Genomic DNA, 14,428 nt, shown 5'->3' on the forward strand with positions numbered 1-14,428 from the left:
CTACCCCCCTCGCTTGACACCTGTGTGACACTCCTACAGCCACTTGGCGCGCTTGAACCGCCAGTAGAGCCCCACGCAGAAGACGGTGATGACCCCGAGCACGACAAAATAGCCGTATTCGGTCTTCAGCTCCGGCATATTGTCGAAATTCATGCCGTAGAGACCCGCGATCGCCGTCGGCACGGCGAGGATCGCGGCCCAGGAGGCGAGCTGGCGGGTAATCACGCCCTGGCGCTGCTGTTCCAGAAGATTGCTCGCCTCGAAGACCGAGGTGATGACGTCGCGCAGGCCGCCCACCATCTGCTCGACGCGGTGCATGTGTTGCAGCGCGTCGCGGAAATAGGGTTTCGCCTCGACATCCAGGCACGGCAGATCAAGATGAACGAGCTTGCCGCAGAGATCCAGCATGGCATCCAGCACCCGCTGGAACAGAATGACCTCGCGGCGCAGCCGGAAGATGCGCTTGATCTGGGCGCGGTCGAGGAAGGAATCCAGCATCTTGCGTTCCATGTCGAGCACGGAATCCTCGATCGTGCGCACGATCGGCAGGTAGCCGTCGACGACGAAATCGATGATGGCATGCAGGATATAGTCGGTGCCGTGGCGCAGCGTGTGCGGCGAGGTCTCCAGCCGGCCGCGCAACTCGCCATGCCCGCGCTCCGAGCCGTGGCGCACGGTGATGATGTAGCGGTCACCGACGAAGATCGCCGTGCGGCCATAGGTGATGCGGTCGCTGTCGAGCTTCGCGGTCTGGGTCAGCACGAAGATCTGGTCGTCATAGGCGCTGAGCTTCGGGGTCTGCAACGGGTTCAGCGCGTCGCTGACCGAGAGTTCGTGCAAGCCGAACCGTTCCTTCAGCACGGAGAGTTCCTCGACCGTCGGCTCATGCAGACCGATCCAGATGAAATCGGTCTTCTCGGTCGGTATCGCGACGGTTTCGAGCGGGACTTCCTGCAGGCGCCGTCCGTCGCGGTAGAGATAGGAGGCAACGACGGTCATGGGGGCTCCTTGCGGGCAGAAAGACTGCGGCTTTAGCGCCAGAAACGCTTGGTGTCGATGAGCGCGTCATGCGCATCCGCCGCCTTGATCACGGCCTGCCTGTTCTCGATGGCATTGGAGGGAAAAAACGTCGCCGCATCGCCGTCGAAGCCGAGCCGTGCCAGCACCTCCGGCATCGCGGCCGCGTCGTTCAGCGTGCCGAGCTGGTCTTGAAGTCCTTCCAGCGCAGCAAGGAAACGGCCATGGCGGCGCTTCTGGCGCTTGCGGTCGAACAGCGAGGCGAAGAACTCTGTGGCATAACGCAATTTCTTGGCGTCCTTGCGCACCTCATGGCGGGCCTCATCGTCGAGATCGACGAGATCGCGGCCGCCCTTCTTGACCTTCCGGCGCAACCTGTCGAGTGCGCCTGCCGCAAAATCGCCGACCGGCCGCTCGCGGATTTCACGGGTGTGGGCAAGGCTGAGCCAATCGCCGCAGGCAAGCCAGTAGGAAAAATCGAGCATCAGTTTTCGCGCACGCTCGGAGGCGAGCGCTGCCATCGCCTCGTCGAAGGCGCGTTGGCGGGCCTGTACCAGTCTTTCGCCGAGCGCGTCGTCCTTGCAGCGGGCAATCAGCACGTCGATATCCCGCACCTCGCCGAGAAGGCCGGCGAGCCATTTTAGCTCGTCCTTCAGCTGCGGAAAGGCGTCATCCCCCAGAACCGCCTTGAACACCGAAAGCGCCGAGCGCAGCCGGCGCAGCGCGATACGCGCCTGATGCACGGCCTCCTCGCCGCGGATATCGAGCAGCATCTCGTTCAAGCGGAATTGGCGCAGGCACGCATCGGCAATCACCCGGAAGATGCCGGGAACGGTCATATCGACGGTGAGCGCAATGGGCTGCGACTTGACGGCACGCGCCGCCGGGGCGAGCAGCCGGTAGCCGCGCTCCGCCTTGCTCAGCACGCCGAGCCGGACAGGGGCGACGGCATCAAGCTTGCGGGCGAAGGAAAACAGCGCTTCCGGCGTGCCTTCCACCAGTTCCAGCTCGATTTCGCTGATCGGCGTGCGGCGGTCGCCGGCAATGATATCACCACGGTCCAGCGCCACCTCGATGCGGGCATCCTCCCACTCCACCGACCAGAGGCGCCGCTCGACGGCGACCTCGAAGGCCGGCTCCAGCGCATCGATGCGCCGGCCGAGGAAGGCGCGGATCGGTGTCGTGTCGTCGAGCACGGGTTGATCACCCTCGACCTTCTGCTCCCATTTCGGGCGGGCAAAGAGGCTGGCCGCACTGGCGCCGACCGCCTTGACGATCTGCACGCGCCCTTCGGCGTCGTTGCGAATGCGCAGGGAAAAGCCGGCGGCGCGCAGGTCATCGCCCGGTGTATCGAAATAGACGGCGCGCTGCTCGATCAACAACGGTTCGCCAGGCAGAAGCCCGGATGCCAGAAAATCATCCGCCGCGTCCGACGCAAGATCGAGCTTCAGTTCGATTTCCTGTCCCAAATGCCGTTCTCCAGACTAAACCGGCCGACGCAAGAGCTACCGCACCCGTGGACAAGATCAACCCGGAAGCCATGCAAGACAAGAGGCGCCGCGACCGAGCCGCGGCGCCTCCTCATAAATCACTCGGCGGGAACCGGGCTGAAGCCGCCCGAGCCCATCGACTGGTCGCGGGCTTCCTTGCGAACGGACGCACGGGCCAGCACGCTCTGCCGGTTGACCGACTTGCGTTCGGCATCGATGCGCTGGATCAGGATTTCCGCACGCTCGATGGAGCCGAGGAGAGCGAGGATCGTACCCCGTTCGGCGGCACCCGCATTCGGACCGAGCGAGAGGGTGCGCGCACGCAACTCCTCGACGGCCGGATGGTTGACGTGGCCTGCCGGCATCTGCGGATCGGCCAGACCGTAATCCGGCATGATGCTGCGCAGCGTCGCGTCGAGCTTGTTGAGCGCGGCATCGACGATCGGCTGGGCTTCGGCGCCGAACTTTTCACGTCTGACGCGACGGGCGACCTGATGCATCGATTCCGTCAGCGCGGCGGTGAAGTCGGCCTCCTCGATCAGGCTCGCGATAAGGTCGAGCTGGTCATAGGGCAAGTCTTCCTTCATCAGGTTCGACGTGTAGAGGCGGATGTCGCGGCTGAGGATATCGGTCGCGAGATAGTGCTCGCCCGGATCGGACGGTGCCTTCTTGTCGCCGCGGGCGATGTTGAGGAACATCGCACCCGCCTGGAGGTGGCGCGCGGTTTCCTTCTGGATCGCCGGCACGGCCTGGGCGAAGTCGTTGGCGAGCTTGCGATCGAGGAAGCGCGGGGTCGAATAGTCCTCGATGTCCTCCTCGTCGGTGCGGCCGACGCGCGACAGCACGCGCTCGAACACGCCGATGAAGGGGAAGAGGAGAAGCGTGTTGAAGACGTTGAAGAAGGTCGAGTAGAGGCCGACGGCCACCGGCACGAGCGGGAAGGTTTCCTTGCCGTCGACCAGCACCGGAACGGCCGGGTCGCCGCCGAACCACTGCATGGCCCATTCCAGGATGCCGATGGAGACGAAGAACAAGGGAACGGTGATGCAGACGCCGATGATGTTGAAGGAGATGTGGGCGTAGGCGGCGCGCTTGGCATTCTTGGAGAGGTTGAGCGAAGCCATCCACGAGGTGATCGTGGTGCCGAGGTCGGCGCCGAGCGAGAAGGCGACGGCGGTCGTCCAGTCGAGGATGCCGGCAGCACCAAGGCCCATGACGATACCGATCGTCGCAGACGACGAGTGGATCATTGCGGTCACGCCAGCGGCGATCAGCACGCACTTGATGAGGTTGAAATAGGAGTCGGCCTTCAGCGTCTGCAGGAGTTCCATGACCTCCGGCAGGTTGCGCAGCGGACGCAGGCCGCCGGTCATCAGGTTGAGGCCGTAGAAGATCAGCGCGAAGCCCATGCAGGCGAGCGCGATGTTGCGCACCTTCTCGTTCTTCGCGAAGCAATAGATTAACGCGAAGATACCGCCGAGGATCAGGCCGAGCGGGCCGAGCGGCAGCGCGATGAGGCCGTTGCCGAGTGTCGTGCCGATATTGGCGCCCATGATGACGCTGATGGCGGGCCGCAAGCCCACGACCCCGGCATTGACGAGGCCGACCACCATGACGGTCATCGCGGTTGACGACTGGATGACGCCGGTGATGAAGGTGCCGGCGAGCACGCCCTTGACCGGCGTGCCGGCCGCTTTGGCGAGGAATTCGCGCATTTTATTGACGGAGAGGGCCTGAATGCCGTTGGCCATGAATTCCAGGCCGAGCATGAAGATGCCCAACCCGCCGATGACCGGCACCAGAACGTCCTTGAAGATATCTATTTCCATGGGAATACTCGTTTCTATTGGAGCAAATACGGCGTGCCGAGGCCTAGTTGTTCACGGCGCCCAGGTTCGCGGTCCAGTACGCTTCGATCTGGCCGGCCAGCGCTGACGGCACGGGGATGTAGCCGAGCGCGCTCGCCTCGTCCGCACCGCGGCTGAAGGCGACGCGGAAGAGATCGAGCACCCGGTTGATGCGTCCCTCGCCGCGATCCTTCGACACGACCGCATAGGTCACCACCGCCATCGGATAGGCTTTTTCACCCGCGAGATTGGTCGTGTCGGCCGAAAAGCCTTTCGCACCATCCCAGGCGACCGTCGCAAGGCCTGCCTCGAAGGCTTCCGGTGCCGGGCGGATGAAGGCGCCGGACTGGTTCTGGAGGGCTGCGAAGGGAAGACCGAGCCGGACGACCTGGCCATATTCGAGATAGGAGATGCTGTTCTTGGTCGCCGTGGTCAGGCTTGCCAGACCGCCGGTGCCCTTTTCGCCACGGCCCATCGGCCATTTGACAAGCGTGTCGGCGCCGACCTTTTCCTTCCATTCCGGGCTGACCTTGGACAGGAAGCTCGTGAAGGTGAAGGTGGAGCCGGAACCGTCCTCGCGGCGCAGCACCTCGATCGTCGCATCGGGAAGCGCAAGATCGGGATTGATCGCCTTGATGGCCGGATCGGACCATTTGGTGACCTTGCCGAGATAGATATCGGCGATGACCGGACCGGTGAGGCGCAGTTCCCCTGCCCCGACATTGTCCAGGTTTGCGACGACGACGATGCCGCCCATGACGACCGGGAACTGCGCGAGCCCCCGCTTCGCCAGTTCCTCCGTCGTCAAGGGTGCATCGGTCGCGGCAAAATCCGTCTCCGGCTGGTCGAGGCGCATGACGCCCGCAAGCGAGCCGACCGGCTCGTAATCGACGCGCCAGTCCGGCGAGGTGAACTCGCCGCCATCCGTGCGGAGTGCCTCATAGTCGCGCGACCAGAGATGGATGATCGGTGCTGCAAAGGTGGAGCCGGCGCCGCGGATCGGTTCGGCTTGGGCGTTTGCGGAGAAAAGTGTGAAGGCGCCGAGCACCAAAGCTATTCCAGCAAAAGTGCGAAGCGGTTTTGCGTTCGGAATTGCGTCTAAACAAAACTCCAATCCGACCCTGCACCAGGCATTGCAGGCGGGAGGCCTGAGAAAATTCATCATGAATCGCCCCTCATGAATACGCACTACCAAGACAAAGCGTTGCTGCCCCGGCGCGTCCTTGCAGACTGCCGGGCGCGGAAACGCGCTAAAGATCAAGACGTCAAATTATCGTCGGCGTATTCGACATTTCTTTACTAGTAACCTTGCTTGACGCGCGGATGACAATATTGGCGGCATTGGGAAATCTCCGTCACAATTGCCGAAAAACCCGCTGTCATCTCAGTGAAATGTCGGTGTGATCCAAAACCACGCAGCAAGAGCGGACCTGCTCCCACGCGACGATGGAGAACCCGATGAACGACGCGACACAGCCGAAAGCCCTCGACACCCGAACCGCCATCGTCACCGGCTCCACGAGCGGCATCGGGCTTGCCATCGCCCGCCGCTTTGCCGCAGCCGGCGCCAATGTCGTCATCAACGGGCTCGGCGATGTGGCGGCGATCGAGACGGAACGCGCGGCGATCGAAGCGGACTTTGGCGTGCGCTGCGTCTATTCCCCGGCCAACATGCTCTCCGGCGCCGAAATTGCCGAAATGGTCGCGCTGGCGCTCGAAACCTTCGGCAGCTGCGACATCCTCGTCAACAATGCGGGCATCCAGCACGTCGCCCCCATCGAGGACTTTCCGGACGAGAAGTGGCAGGCGATCATCCAGATCAACCTGATCGCCGCCTTCCACTCGATCAAGGCAGCGCTTCCGGCAATGAAAGAGCGCGGCTACGGCCGCATCATCAACATCGCCTCCGCCCATGCGCTCGTCGCCTCGCCCTACAAATCCGCCTATGTCGCGGCCAAACACGGCATTGCCGGCCTCACCAAGACCGTGGCGCTCGAAGCCGCCACCAAGGGCGTCACCGTCAACGCCATCTGCCCCGGTTACGTCTGGACGCCGCTGGTCGAAAAGCAGATCCCCGACACGATGGCGGCGCGCGGCCTCACCAAGGAGCAGGTCATCCACGACGTGCTGCTCGAAGCGCAGCCGACGAAGGAGTTCGTCACGGTCGAGCAGGTTGCTGGCCTCGCACTGTTCCTGACGAGCGCCGAGGCGGCCTCGATGACCGGCGCGATCCTTTCCCTCGATGGCGGCTGGACGGCGCATTGATACGACCGGCAAGCCGGATTTCTCACGATCAGGAACGGAAAAGATGAAAGCCGAAGACGTTCGCAACGCCTATGCCATGCCGCTGACCAACCCCGCCTATCCGCCGGGGCCTTACCGCTTCATCGACCGGGAATATGTCATCATCAGCTACCGCACGGACCCGGAAGCGCTGCGCGCCGTCGTGCCAGAGCCGCTGGAAATCGTCGATCCGATCGTCAAATACGAGTTCATCAAGATGCCGGACTCGACCGGTTTCGGCGACTATACGGAATCCGGACAGGTGATCCCCGTCCGCTTTGAAGGCGAAGAGGGCGTCTATGTGCACGCCATGTATCTCGACGACGACGCGCCGATTGCCGGCGGTCGCGAGATCTGGGGTTTTCCGAAGAAGCTCGCTTTTCCGAAGCTCGTACATGAGGGCGAGGTGATCGTCGGCACCCTGCATTACGGCTCGGTGCTCTGCGCCAGCGCGTCCATGGGCTACAAGCACCGCTCGGTGGATGCCGGCGAGATCGCCCATTCGCTTGCCAAGCCGAATTTCCTCGTCAAGATCATCCCGCATGTCGACGCGAGCCCACGCATCTGCGAGCTGGTGCGCTATCATCTCGAAGACATAACCGTGAAGGGTGCATGGACCGGCCCGGCCGACCTGCAGCTCTTCCGCCACGTCATTGCCGATGTCGCCCGCCTGCCGGTGCTGGAGATCGTCTCGGCCGTGCATTTTGTCGCCGACCTCACGCTGGGGCTTGGCGAGGTGGTGCATGATTACATGGGCGAACCGGAGTGAAGGACAGGATCATGGACGAACAGGTCAGGTTGCAGCCCAAGCGCAAATCCGAAACGCCGGATATCGCCGACATCGTCGGCGGCTATCCGGCGGTCGGCCTCGTCTTCCAGGGCGGCGGCGCGCTCGGTGCCTACCAGGCTGGCGTGTTCCAGGCGCTCGACGAGGCCGGCATCGAGGCGAACTGGCTGTCCGGCGTCTCGATCGGCGCCGTGAATGCCGCGATCATCGCCGGCAACACCAAGGGCAATAGGCTCGACCGGCTGCGCGACTTCTGGGAGACGATCTCCGCCCGCAAGGTCTGGCATTTCACGCCGGAAGGCGACGTCTTCCGCAAGCTGCGCAACCAGGCAAGCGCCATGATGACGATGACATCGGGCCTGCCCGGCTTCTTCGCGCCGCACCGCATCAATCCCTGGTTCCAGCCGCCCGGCGCCTCCACGGCCACCAGCTTCTACGATACGGCAGAACTCAAGTCGACGCTCGACCGCCTGATCAACTGGGATGTGCTGAACGACCGCCGCCAGCGGCTCAGCGTCGGCGCGGTCAATGTGCAGACCGGCAACTACCGCTATTTCGACAGCCATATCGAGGTGCTCGGGGCCGAGCACGTCATGGCCTCGGGCGCGCTGCCGCCCGCCTTCCCCGCGGTCCTCATCGAGAACGAGTATTACTGGGACGGCGGCATCGTCTCCAACACGCCGCTGCAATACCTGCTCGAACAGGAGGACGTGCGCGACACGCTGGTCTTCCAGGTCGACCTGTTCAGTGCACGCGGCATCCTGCCCCGCGACATGGCGGATGTGCTCGCCCGGCACAAGGACATCATGTATTCCAGCCGCACCCGCAACAACACCGACACGTTCCGGCGCATCCACAATCTGCGCCTGAAACTGCACCAGGCGCTGCTGCGCGCGCCGCCGGAAGCGCTGACGGATGCAGACCGGGAATTCCTCGCCGCCATGGAAGACGTGCCGCAGATCAACATCGTACACCTGATCTACCAGCAGAAGATCTACGAGAGCGATGCCAAGGACTACGAATTCTCCGGCACCTCGATGCGCGAACACTGGGATTCCGGCTACCAGGACACGCGCAAGACGCTGAAACACCGCCGCTGGCTGGAAAAACCACCGGAATCCGTCGGCATGACCGTGCATGATGTGCATCGGGACGACCCAAGCTGATCTATACGGGAAATACTATTGCGCTAAAATAAAACACAAGATTTCACTGTCATAGACTTAATATTATACGGTCATCACGGCATTACAATTTCACGTTTCTATGAAGAGGCCAACTCTTAAACAGGAGAGAGACATGGAAGCCAACCGTGAAATCGAGAAGGATTATTCGCTGATGGAGTTCGTCGCAGAACTCCGCCGGCTGGCAGACACGCTGGAATCGAACGAGCGTTTCTCGATCCAGATCGACGAAGAAGAAGTCCTCGTTCCCGAGCACGCCATTGCCTCGATCGCCTTCGAGATCGAAGACGGCCGCGCCGAAATCGAATTCCAGCTGACCTGGGAAGCCGGTGAAGCCGAAGGCGAAGACGACGAGCAGGACGACGCCGAAGAAAAAGAAGAAGAAGCCGCCGCTTAAACCGCATCGGCCGGCACAGGGGTAGCCTTGGGGCTGCCGGGTTCTGCGGCGAAGCCTCCGCCGCAGAGCTTCTGCCCGCGAAGCCGACCGGCTTCACACCGCCCGGTTCTGCACCGGCGCCCGCCCACCACCGTCCGCCACCAGCACGGCGCCGGTGACGAAGGAAGCCTCGTCGGAGGCCAGGAACAGGCAGCAGACGGCGATTTCCGCCGGCTCGGCGACGCGCCTCAGTGCGATGCGGCCGGTTAGCGCGGCAAATTCCGCCTCTGCCGTCGTGCCGTTCAGCCGTGCCGCCTCCCGCATTTCCTCTTCGCTCATCGGCGTGCGCACCCAGCCCGGCGCGACCGCGTTCGCGCGGATGCCGTCCGGCCCGTGCGCATAGGCGAGGCTGCGGGTGTAAGAAACCAGCGCGGCCTTGCTCGCCGAATAGGCGGCGTTCTGGCCGCCGGCGTTGAAGGCACCGACGGAGGCGATGTTGACGATTGCGCCGCCTTGCCGTTTCAAGAGCGGCAACGCCGCCCGGCAGGCCATCATCGCGCCTGTCACATTGATCGCGAAGGTCTTTTGCCACACCTCGTCAGTGAGACTCTCCGGCTCATCGGGAATGAGGATGCCGGCGGCGTTGACGAGAATGTCGAGCCGGTCGCCGCAAGCCGCAATCGCGGCCGCAATATCCCCGGCATCGGTAACGTCGCCATGCACCGCCACGCCGCCGCAAGCCTCGGCTGCCGCGTCGAGTGCGGCACCGCCGAGACCGAACAGCACAACGTTCGCGCCCTCGCGGGAAAATCGCTCAGCCGTAGCGCGGCCCATGCCGGTCGCGGCGCCTGTCACCAGCGCCTTGCGGCCTTGCAGCCGGCCGCTCATTCGAGCCCCCAGTGTCGTTCGACGGCGAAGCCGGTTTCCGGCAGGCTTGAGCCGCCATCGACGACGATCGTCTGGCCGGTCACATATTTCGCTTGTTCGGAAGCGAGGTAAAGCATGGCGCAGGCAATGTCGTCGGCCTCGCCATAGCGGCCCATGGGGATGAAGCGGCTTACCTTCCTCATCGTCTCGGGCTGGCTCATCGTGCCGCGTCCCGGCTTCTCTATGAAGCCGGGCTCGACACCGTTGACGGTGATGCCGTCACGCGCCAGCTCGAAGGCAGCCCCACGGATAAAGGCATTCACCCCAGCCTTCGCCGCCGAATAATGCGCGCCCCCGGCCATGGCCATTCGCGCCGAGACGGACGAGGTGACGAGGATGCGGCCGAAACCGTTGGCGCGCATGACGGGTGCCGCCGCCTGCGCCAGCCAGAAGCAGGCCTTCAGGTTGAGCGACAGTGCCGCTTCCAGCTTGTCTTCGTCGAGATCCGCGATATTGGCCCAAGGGCAGCCGCCGGCATTGTGCACGACGATATCGAGGCGGCCCGCCTCCTCCGCCGTCTCGGTGATTAGTCGGGCAACACCGCTCCGGCCGATATCTCCGAGCGGCACGGCGCTAGCCGCAAGCCCGCGTGCCAAGAGATCGGCCGCAAGCGCCTTTCCCGCCTCGACCGTGCGATTGGCAATGACGACCTTGGCGCCAGCTTCGGCGAGCCGCGTGACGATCGCCGCGCCGATGCCGCGCCCGCCGCCGGTGATGAGCGCCACCCTGCCCGAGAGATCGAAGGGCCGCCCCATGGTCAAACCACCCCCGCTTCGCGCAGCAGCGCCACGAAGCGGCCGAACACCGCGGTGTGGCGGTCGACATCCTCGGTGGTCGTTGGCGGGCACATCAGGAACATCGTGTGGAAGGGCGTCACCAGGATGCCCTCGTTCATGTAGAAGGCGTGCAGCAGCGTCTCCAGATCGCCGCGCCGGGCGGCGATGACGTCTGCGCCGTTGCGTGGCGGCTCGGGCATGAACATGATTTCCACCCGCGCGCCGATCTGCGTGACGTGCCAGGGCAGACGGTTTTCCGCGATGATGGCGCGGGCACCCTCCGCCAGCCGCGAGGCATTGGCGATCATCCGCTCGAAATTCTCCGGCGTCAGCACCTCTTCCAGCACCGCGCGCATGGTGGCGATGGCGAGCGCATTGCCGGCCAGCGTGCCGCCGATGCCGAGATGGGCGGACTGGCGCACGCGCGGGTCGACCTTCGGCACGATCACCCAGAGCCGCTCGGCGATCTCCTGCGAGACGCCGAAAATGCCCGCCGGTATGCCGCCGGCAATCGCCTTGCCCGCCACCAGCATGTCCGGCTCCAGGCCGTTGAGGCGCGCATAGCCGCCGGGACCGCTGGAAATCGTGTGCGTCTCGTCGATGATCAGCACCGTGCCGGTGCGCCGGGTAAGGTCCCGCAAAGCCTCAAGAAACCCGTCCGCAACCGGAATCATGCCGAAATTCGTCATCAGCGGTTCGGTCAACACGCAGGCGACGTCGTGGTCCGAAAGCGCGCGTTCCAGCGCCTCCACGTCGTTGAACTCCACCACCTTCGAAACGGCGGAATGATCGACGCCGTTCGGGTGGATCATGTTGCGCATACCGACGCGGCCGTCGCGAAGTTCGACATGCGCCTCCTCCACGCCGCCATGATAACAGCCGGAAAAGACAAGCACCTTCGGCCGGCCGGTGATCATGCGGGCGATGCGGATGGCGCCGCGGTTCGCGTCGGTGGCCGAGGTGGTCAGCGTCCAGTACGGCAGGCCGAAGCGGCGGGTCAGTTCCGCGCCGACCCACAGGCTGTCTTCCGTCGGCAGCATCGTGGTGACGCCGCGGCGAAGCTGGCGCATGGCGGCATTCGTCACCGCCTCCGGCGCGTGGCCGCACATGCCGCCGGTATCGCCGAGGCAGAAATCGACATAGTCTCGGCCGTCGACATCGCGGATATGGGCGCCGCTCGCCTCATCGACGTAAATGGGAAATCCGCCGGCCCAACGGCGCATCCAGTGGGACGGCCCGCCGTAGAGGAAATGGCGCTGCCCCTCCTGCCAATCGGCGAAGGAACGCGGATGCTCACGCTTGAAGCGGTCCTGCTCGCGGTCGAGCAATCGGTCGATCACCGTCATGGCCGATCTCCTCCTGTCAGCGGTTGAAAGTCGCCTCCAGATGGTTCATTATATGAACCATCATTTTGTATATAAAACCAGATTGCCGGGCTGGACCCGAGCTGTCAAGATACTTCACATGCGAACTATCTTGTCGATGCCAGAGAGGATGCCGCATGAGCACTGTTGGAAAAGCCGCGTCGCTGCTGGAGCTTTTCAGCATGGCCGAGCCGGAAATCGGCCTGTCCGAGCTCGCCCGCCGCGCAAACCTCAACAAGGCGACGACGCGACGCCTGCTGGTGGCGCTCGCCGAGCACCGGCTGGTCGAGCAGGCGGCCGGCACCCGCCACTATCGGCTCGGCGCCGGTCTCTCGCGGCTCGCCCGCATCCGCGATGCGAATTTCCCCTTCGCGCGCATCGCCACGCCGGTTCTGCAGGACCTCGCTGCGGCGACCGGCGAGACCGTGCATCTGTCCGAATTCAGCGGCGGCGCACTGTTCACCGTCGGTGTCGAGCTTTCCGCGCAGGCGAACCGCGTCAATGTCGATGCCGGCCAGATCCTGCCGCTGCACGGCACCGCCTCGGGCATCGCCTTCCTCGCCTTCACGACGCCGGATTTCGTTGCGGCCTATCTGGCAAAACGCCTGGAGGCATTCACCCCCCACACGCTCACAGCGCGGGAAAAAGTCGCCGAACAGGTGCGGCTTGCCGCGGAACGCGGCTATTCCGTCAGCGCGCAGGGCTATTCCGAGGGCGTGCACAGCATTGCCGCGCCGGTGCTCGGCCCGGATGGTCATGCGGTGGGGGCGCTGTCGGTCGCGGCACCGCTGTCGCGGGTCGACGATACGGTCGCAGCCGCCCAGGGCGAGGCGGTTATGCGGGCGGCATGCGAGATCGCGGCGCGTCTCAATGGCGAGCCCCTCACCCGAGCGAGATCCAGGCCGTCTTGAGATCGGTATATTTGTCGAAGGCATGCAGGGACTTGTCGCGGCCGAAGCCGGACTGGCCGAAGCCGCCGAGCGGCACGGTGATATCGGCTCCGCCATAGGTGTTGACATGCACGACGCCGGCGCGGACCGCGCGCACCATGCGGTGGGCGGTTGCGAGGTTCGTCGTCCACACCGCCGACGCCAGACCGTAGACGGTGGCATTGGCAAGCCGGACCGCCTCCGCCTCGTCCTCGAAGCGCGAGACGGCGAGCACGGGGCCGAACACCTCCTCGCGCGCAAGCCGCATCGCCGGCGTCACTTCGTCGAAAATGGTCGGCGCCATGTAGTAGCCGCCGGTCTCCTCCCTCACTCGCTTGCCGCCGGTGACAAGTCGCGCGCCGTCTTCTTCCGCAGCCCTGACATGGCCGAGATTTTTGGCAAGCTGTTCGGCGCTGCTGACGGCCCCGGCATCCGAGGCGAGGTCGAGCGGGTCGCCGACCCTCATGCCGCGTGTCACCGCCACCAGCCTCTCGATGAACCGGTCATAGACCGAGGCCTGCACCAGGAGACGCGAGCCCGCGACGCAGACCTGGCCGGAATTGCGGAAGATGCCGAAGGCCGAGATTTTTGCCGCCTGGTCGAGATCCGGCGCATCGGCGAAGACGATGTTCGGCGACTTGCCGCCGAGTTCGAGATGCACGCGCTTGAGGTTCGAGCGGGCGGAATATTCGAGCAGCCGGCGCCCGACACCGCCCGAACCGGTAAAAGCAATAGCATCGACATCCATATGCAGGCCGAGCGCCTCGCCGGTGACGCTGCCCCGCCCGGTGACCACGTTGAACACGCCCTCCGGAAGGCCGGCTTCCGCCGCAAGCTCCCCGAGGCGAAGGAGCGTCAACGACGCCACCTCGGCTGGCTTCAGCACGACCGAATTGCCGGCGGCGAGTGCCGGCGCCACCTTCCAGGCGCCGATCATCATCGGGAAATTCCACGGCACGATGGCCGCGACCACGCCGAGCGGCTCGCGGTGGATGAGCCCCAGCACGTCGGCCTGCGTGGGGGCGATCTCGCCATAGACCTTGTCGATCGCCTCCGCATAATAGCGGAAGGTGCCGGCGGCCGAGAGCGGCTCCGCCTTGTAGGCCATGGAAATCTCGGTGCCGTTGTCGCGCACGCCGAGCACCGCGAGTTCCAGCGCATGCGCCTCGATGAGGTCGGCGAGTTTCAAGAGCACTTTCTTGCGCCCGGCCGGCGCCATGCGCGACCAAGAACCCCTTTTGAAGGCGATGCGGGCGGCGCGGACGGCGCGGTCGACATCCTCGGGACCAGCGTCGGCGATGGTGGTGAGCACCGTGCCGTCGATCGGCGAGAGCACGTCGAGATGCCCGCCGCTCAACGGCTCCGTCCAGGCTCCGGCGATAAACAGGCCCTGCGGGGCGACGGGTCTGCCGCGCAGCGCATCGATCTCGGCTTGGTTCATGGGTCTT

The 14,428-nt window shown here is 64.5% G+C and carries 13 protein-coding genes; 5 read left to right on the plus strand and 8 right to left on the minus strand.

Annotated features, from left to right (window positions below; translation table 11 throughout):
* Positions 1-33: 33 nt before the first annotated feature.
* The 4 genes from GB927_RS00160 to pstS form a co-directional block, all read right to left on the minus strand.
* Positions 34-999 carry a magnesium and cobalt transport protein CorA gene (locus tag GB927_RS00160; RefSeq protein WP_256114451.1) on the minus strand — a complete coding sequence of 322 codons (966 nt, stop codon included), beginning with the start codon at positions 997-999 and terminating at the stop codon, positions 34-36.
* A gap of 32 nt (positions 1,000-1,031) precedes the next feature.
* Positions 1,032-2,486, minus strand: a complete 1,455-nt coding sequence (locus GB927_RS00165; protein ID WP_256114453.1) for a CYTH and CHAD domain-containing protein — start codon at positions 2,484-2,486, stop codon at positions 1,032-1,034.
* A gap of 119 nt (positions 2,487-2,605) precedes the next feature.
* Positions 2,606-4,336: a Na/Pi cotransporter family protein gene (locus tag GB927_RS00170; protein ID WP_256114454.1), complete on the minus strand. Its 1,731-nt coding sequence runs from the start codon at positions 4,334-4,336 to the stop codon at positions 2,606-2,608.
* Between the two features lie 43 nt (positions 4,337-4,379).
* Entirely contained in the window at positions 4,380-5,402 is a 1,023-nt protein-coding gene (pstS, locus tag GB927_RS00175; RefSeq protein WP_256114456.1) for a phosphate ABC transporter substrate-binding protein PstS, read from the minus strand.
* A gap of 410 nt (positions 5,403-5,812) precedes the next feature.
* Here pstS and GB927_RS00180 point away from each other — a divergent pair, with 410 nt between their 5' ends.
* The 4 genes from GB927_RS00180 (at position 5,813) to GB927_RS00195 (ending at position 9,005) form a co-directional block, all read left to right on the plus strand.
* Entirely contained in the window at positions 5,813-6,619 is an 807-nt protein-coding gene (locus GB927_RS00180; RefSeq protein ID WP_256114458.1) for a 3-hydroxybutyrate dehydrogenase, read from the plus strand.
* A 43-nt stretch (positions 6,620-6,662) separates the two neighbouring features.
* The gene (locus GB927_RS00185) at positions 6,663-7,406 is read left to right on the plus strand and encodes an acetoacetate decarboxylase (protein ID WP_256114460.1); all 744 of its coding nucleotides are present in this window, start codon (positions 6,663-6,665) and stop codon (positions 7,404-7,406) included.
* A gap of 11 nt (positions 7,407-7,417) precedes the next feature.
* Complete coding sequence (locus GB927_RS00190; protein ID WP_256114461.1) at positions 7,418-8,590, plus strand: patatin-like phospholipase family protein; 1,173 nt, start codon at positions 7,418-7,420, stop codon at positions 8,588-8,590.
* A 133-nt stretch (positions 8,591-8,723) separates the two neighbouring features.
* Entirely contained in the window at positions 8,724-9,005 is a 282-nt protein-coding gene (locus GB927_RS00195; RefSeq protein ID WP_256114462.1) for an amphi-Trp domain-containing protein, read from the plus strand.
* 93 nt (positions 9,006-9,098) lie between these two features.
* On the opposite strand, the gene GB927_RS00200 is transcribed toward GB927_RS00195, so the two are convergent.
* The 3 genes from GB927_RS00200 to GB927_RS00210 are packed head-to-tail and all read right to left on the minus strand — an operon-like array spanning position 9,099 to position 12,033.
* Positions 9,099-9,872 (minus strand): SDR family NAD(P)-dependent oxidoreductase, encoded by a 774-nt coding sequence (locus GB927_RS00200; RefSeq protein WP_256114463.1) that lies wholly within the window; start codon positions 9,870-9,872, stop codon positions 9,099-9,101.
* Entirely contained in the window at positions 9,869-10,666 is a 798-nt protein-coding gene (locus GB927_RS00205; protein WP_256114465.1) for an SDR family NAD(P)-dependent oxidoreductase, read from the minus strand. Before GB927_RS00205 ends, GB927_RS00200 begins: the two co-directional genes overlap by 4 nt.
* Positions 10,667-10,668: 2 nt before the next feature.
* The gene (locus GB927_RS00210; protein ID WP_256114466.1) at positions 10,669-12,033 is read right to left on the minus strand and encodes an aspartate aminotransferase family protein; all 1,365 of its coding nucleotides are present in this window, start codon (positions 12,031-12,033) and stop codon (positions 10,669-10,671) included.
* 155 nt (positions 12,034-12,188) lie between these two features.
* Here GB927_RS00210 and GB927_RS00215 point away from each other — a divergent pair, with 155 nt between their 5' ends.
* Positions 12,189-12,962 (plus strand): IclR family transcriptional regulator, encoded by a 774-nt coding sequence (locus GB927_RS00215; RefSeq protein WP_256114467.1) that lies wholly within the window; start codon positions 12,189-12,191, stop codon positions 12,960-12,962.
* On the opposite strand, the gene GB927_RS00220 is transcribed toward GB927_RS00215, so the two are convergent.
* Positions 12,934-14,421: an aldehyde dehydrogenase gene (locus GB927_RS00220; RefSeq protein ID WP_256114469.1), complete on the minus strand. Its 1,488-nt coding sequence runs from the start codon at positions 14,419-14,421 to the stop codon at positions 12,934-12,936. The two genes, GB927_RS00215 and GB927_RS00220, sit on opposite strands and share 29 nt — an antisense overlap.
* Between the last annotated feature and the right edge of the window lie 7 nt (positions 14,422-14,428).

The organism is Shinella lacus (genome assembly GCF_010994755.1).
GTDB classification, from domain to species: Bacteria; Pseudomonadota; Alphaproteobacteria; order Rhizobiales; family Rhizobiaceae; genus Shinella; species Shinella lacus.

Excerpts from the sequence above, each read along its gene's own strand:
- GB927_RS00180 (WP_256114458.1), top strand. The coding sequence starts at position 5,813 with ATGAACGACGCGACACAGCCGAAAGCCCTCGACACCCGAACCGCCATC.
- GB927_RS00190 (WP_256114461.1), top strand. The coding sequence starts at position 7,418 with ATGGACGAACAGGTCAGGTTGCAGCCCAAGCGCAAATCCGAAACGCCG.
- GB927_RS00195 (WP_256114462.1), top strand. The coding sequence starts at position 8,724 with ATGGAAGCCAACCGTGAAATCGAGAAGGATTATTCGCTGATGGAGTTC.
- GB927_RS00220 (WP_256114469.1), bottom strand. The coding sequence starts at position 14,421 with ATGAACCAAGCCGAGATCGATGCGCTGCGCGGCAGACCCGTCGCCCCG.
- GB927_RS00210 (WP_256114466.1), bottom strand. The coding sequence starts at position 12,033 with ATGACGGTGATCGACCGATTGCTCGACCGCGAGCAGGACCGCTTCAAG.
- GB927_RS00205 (WP_256114465.1), bottom strand. The coding sequence starts at position 10,666 with ATGGGGCGGCCCTTCGATCTCTCGGGCAGGGTGGCGCTCATCACCGGC.
- GB927_RS00160 (WP_256114451.1), bottom strand. The coding sequence starts at position 999 with ATGACCGTCGTTGCCTCCTATCTCTACCGCGACGGACGGCGCCTGCAG.
- GB927_RS00185 (WP_256114460.1), top strand. The coding sequence starts at position 6,663 with ATGAAAGCCGAAGACGTTCGCAACGCCTATGCCATGCCGCTGACCAAC.
- GB927_RS00215 (WP_256114467.1), top strand. The coding sequence starts at position 12,189 with ATGAGCACTGTTGGAAAAGCCGCGTCGCTGCTGGAGCTTTTCAGCATG.
- GB927_RS00200 (WP_256114463.1), bottom strand. The coding sequence starts at position 9,872 with ATGAGCGGCCGGCTGCAAGGCCGCAAGGCGCTGGTGACAGGCGCCGCG.
- GB927_RS00170 (WP_256114454.1), bottom strand. The coding sequence starts at position 4,336 with ATGGAAATAGATATCTTCAAGGACGTTCTGGTGCCGGTCATCGGCGGG.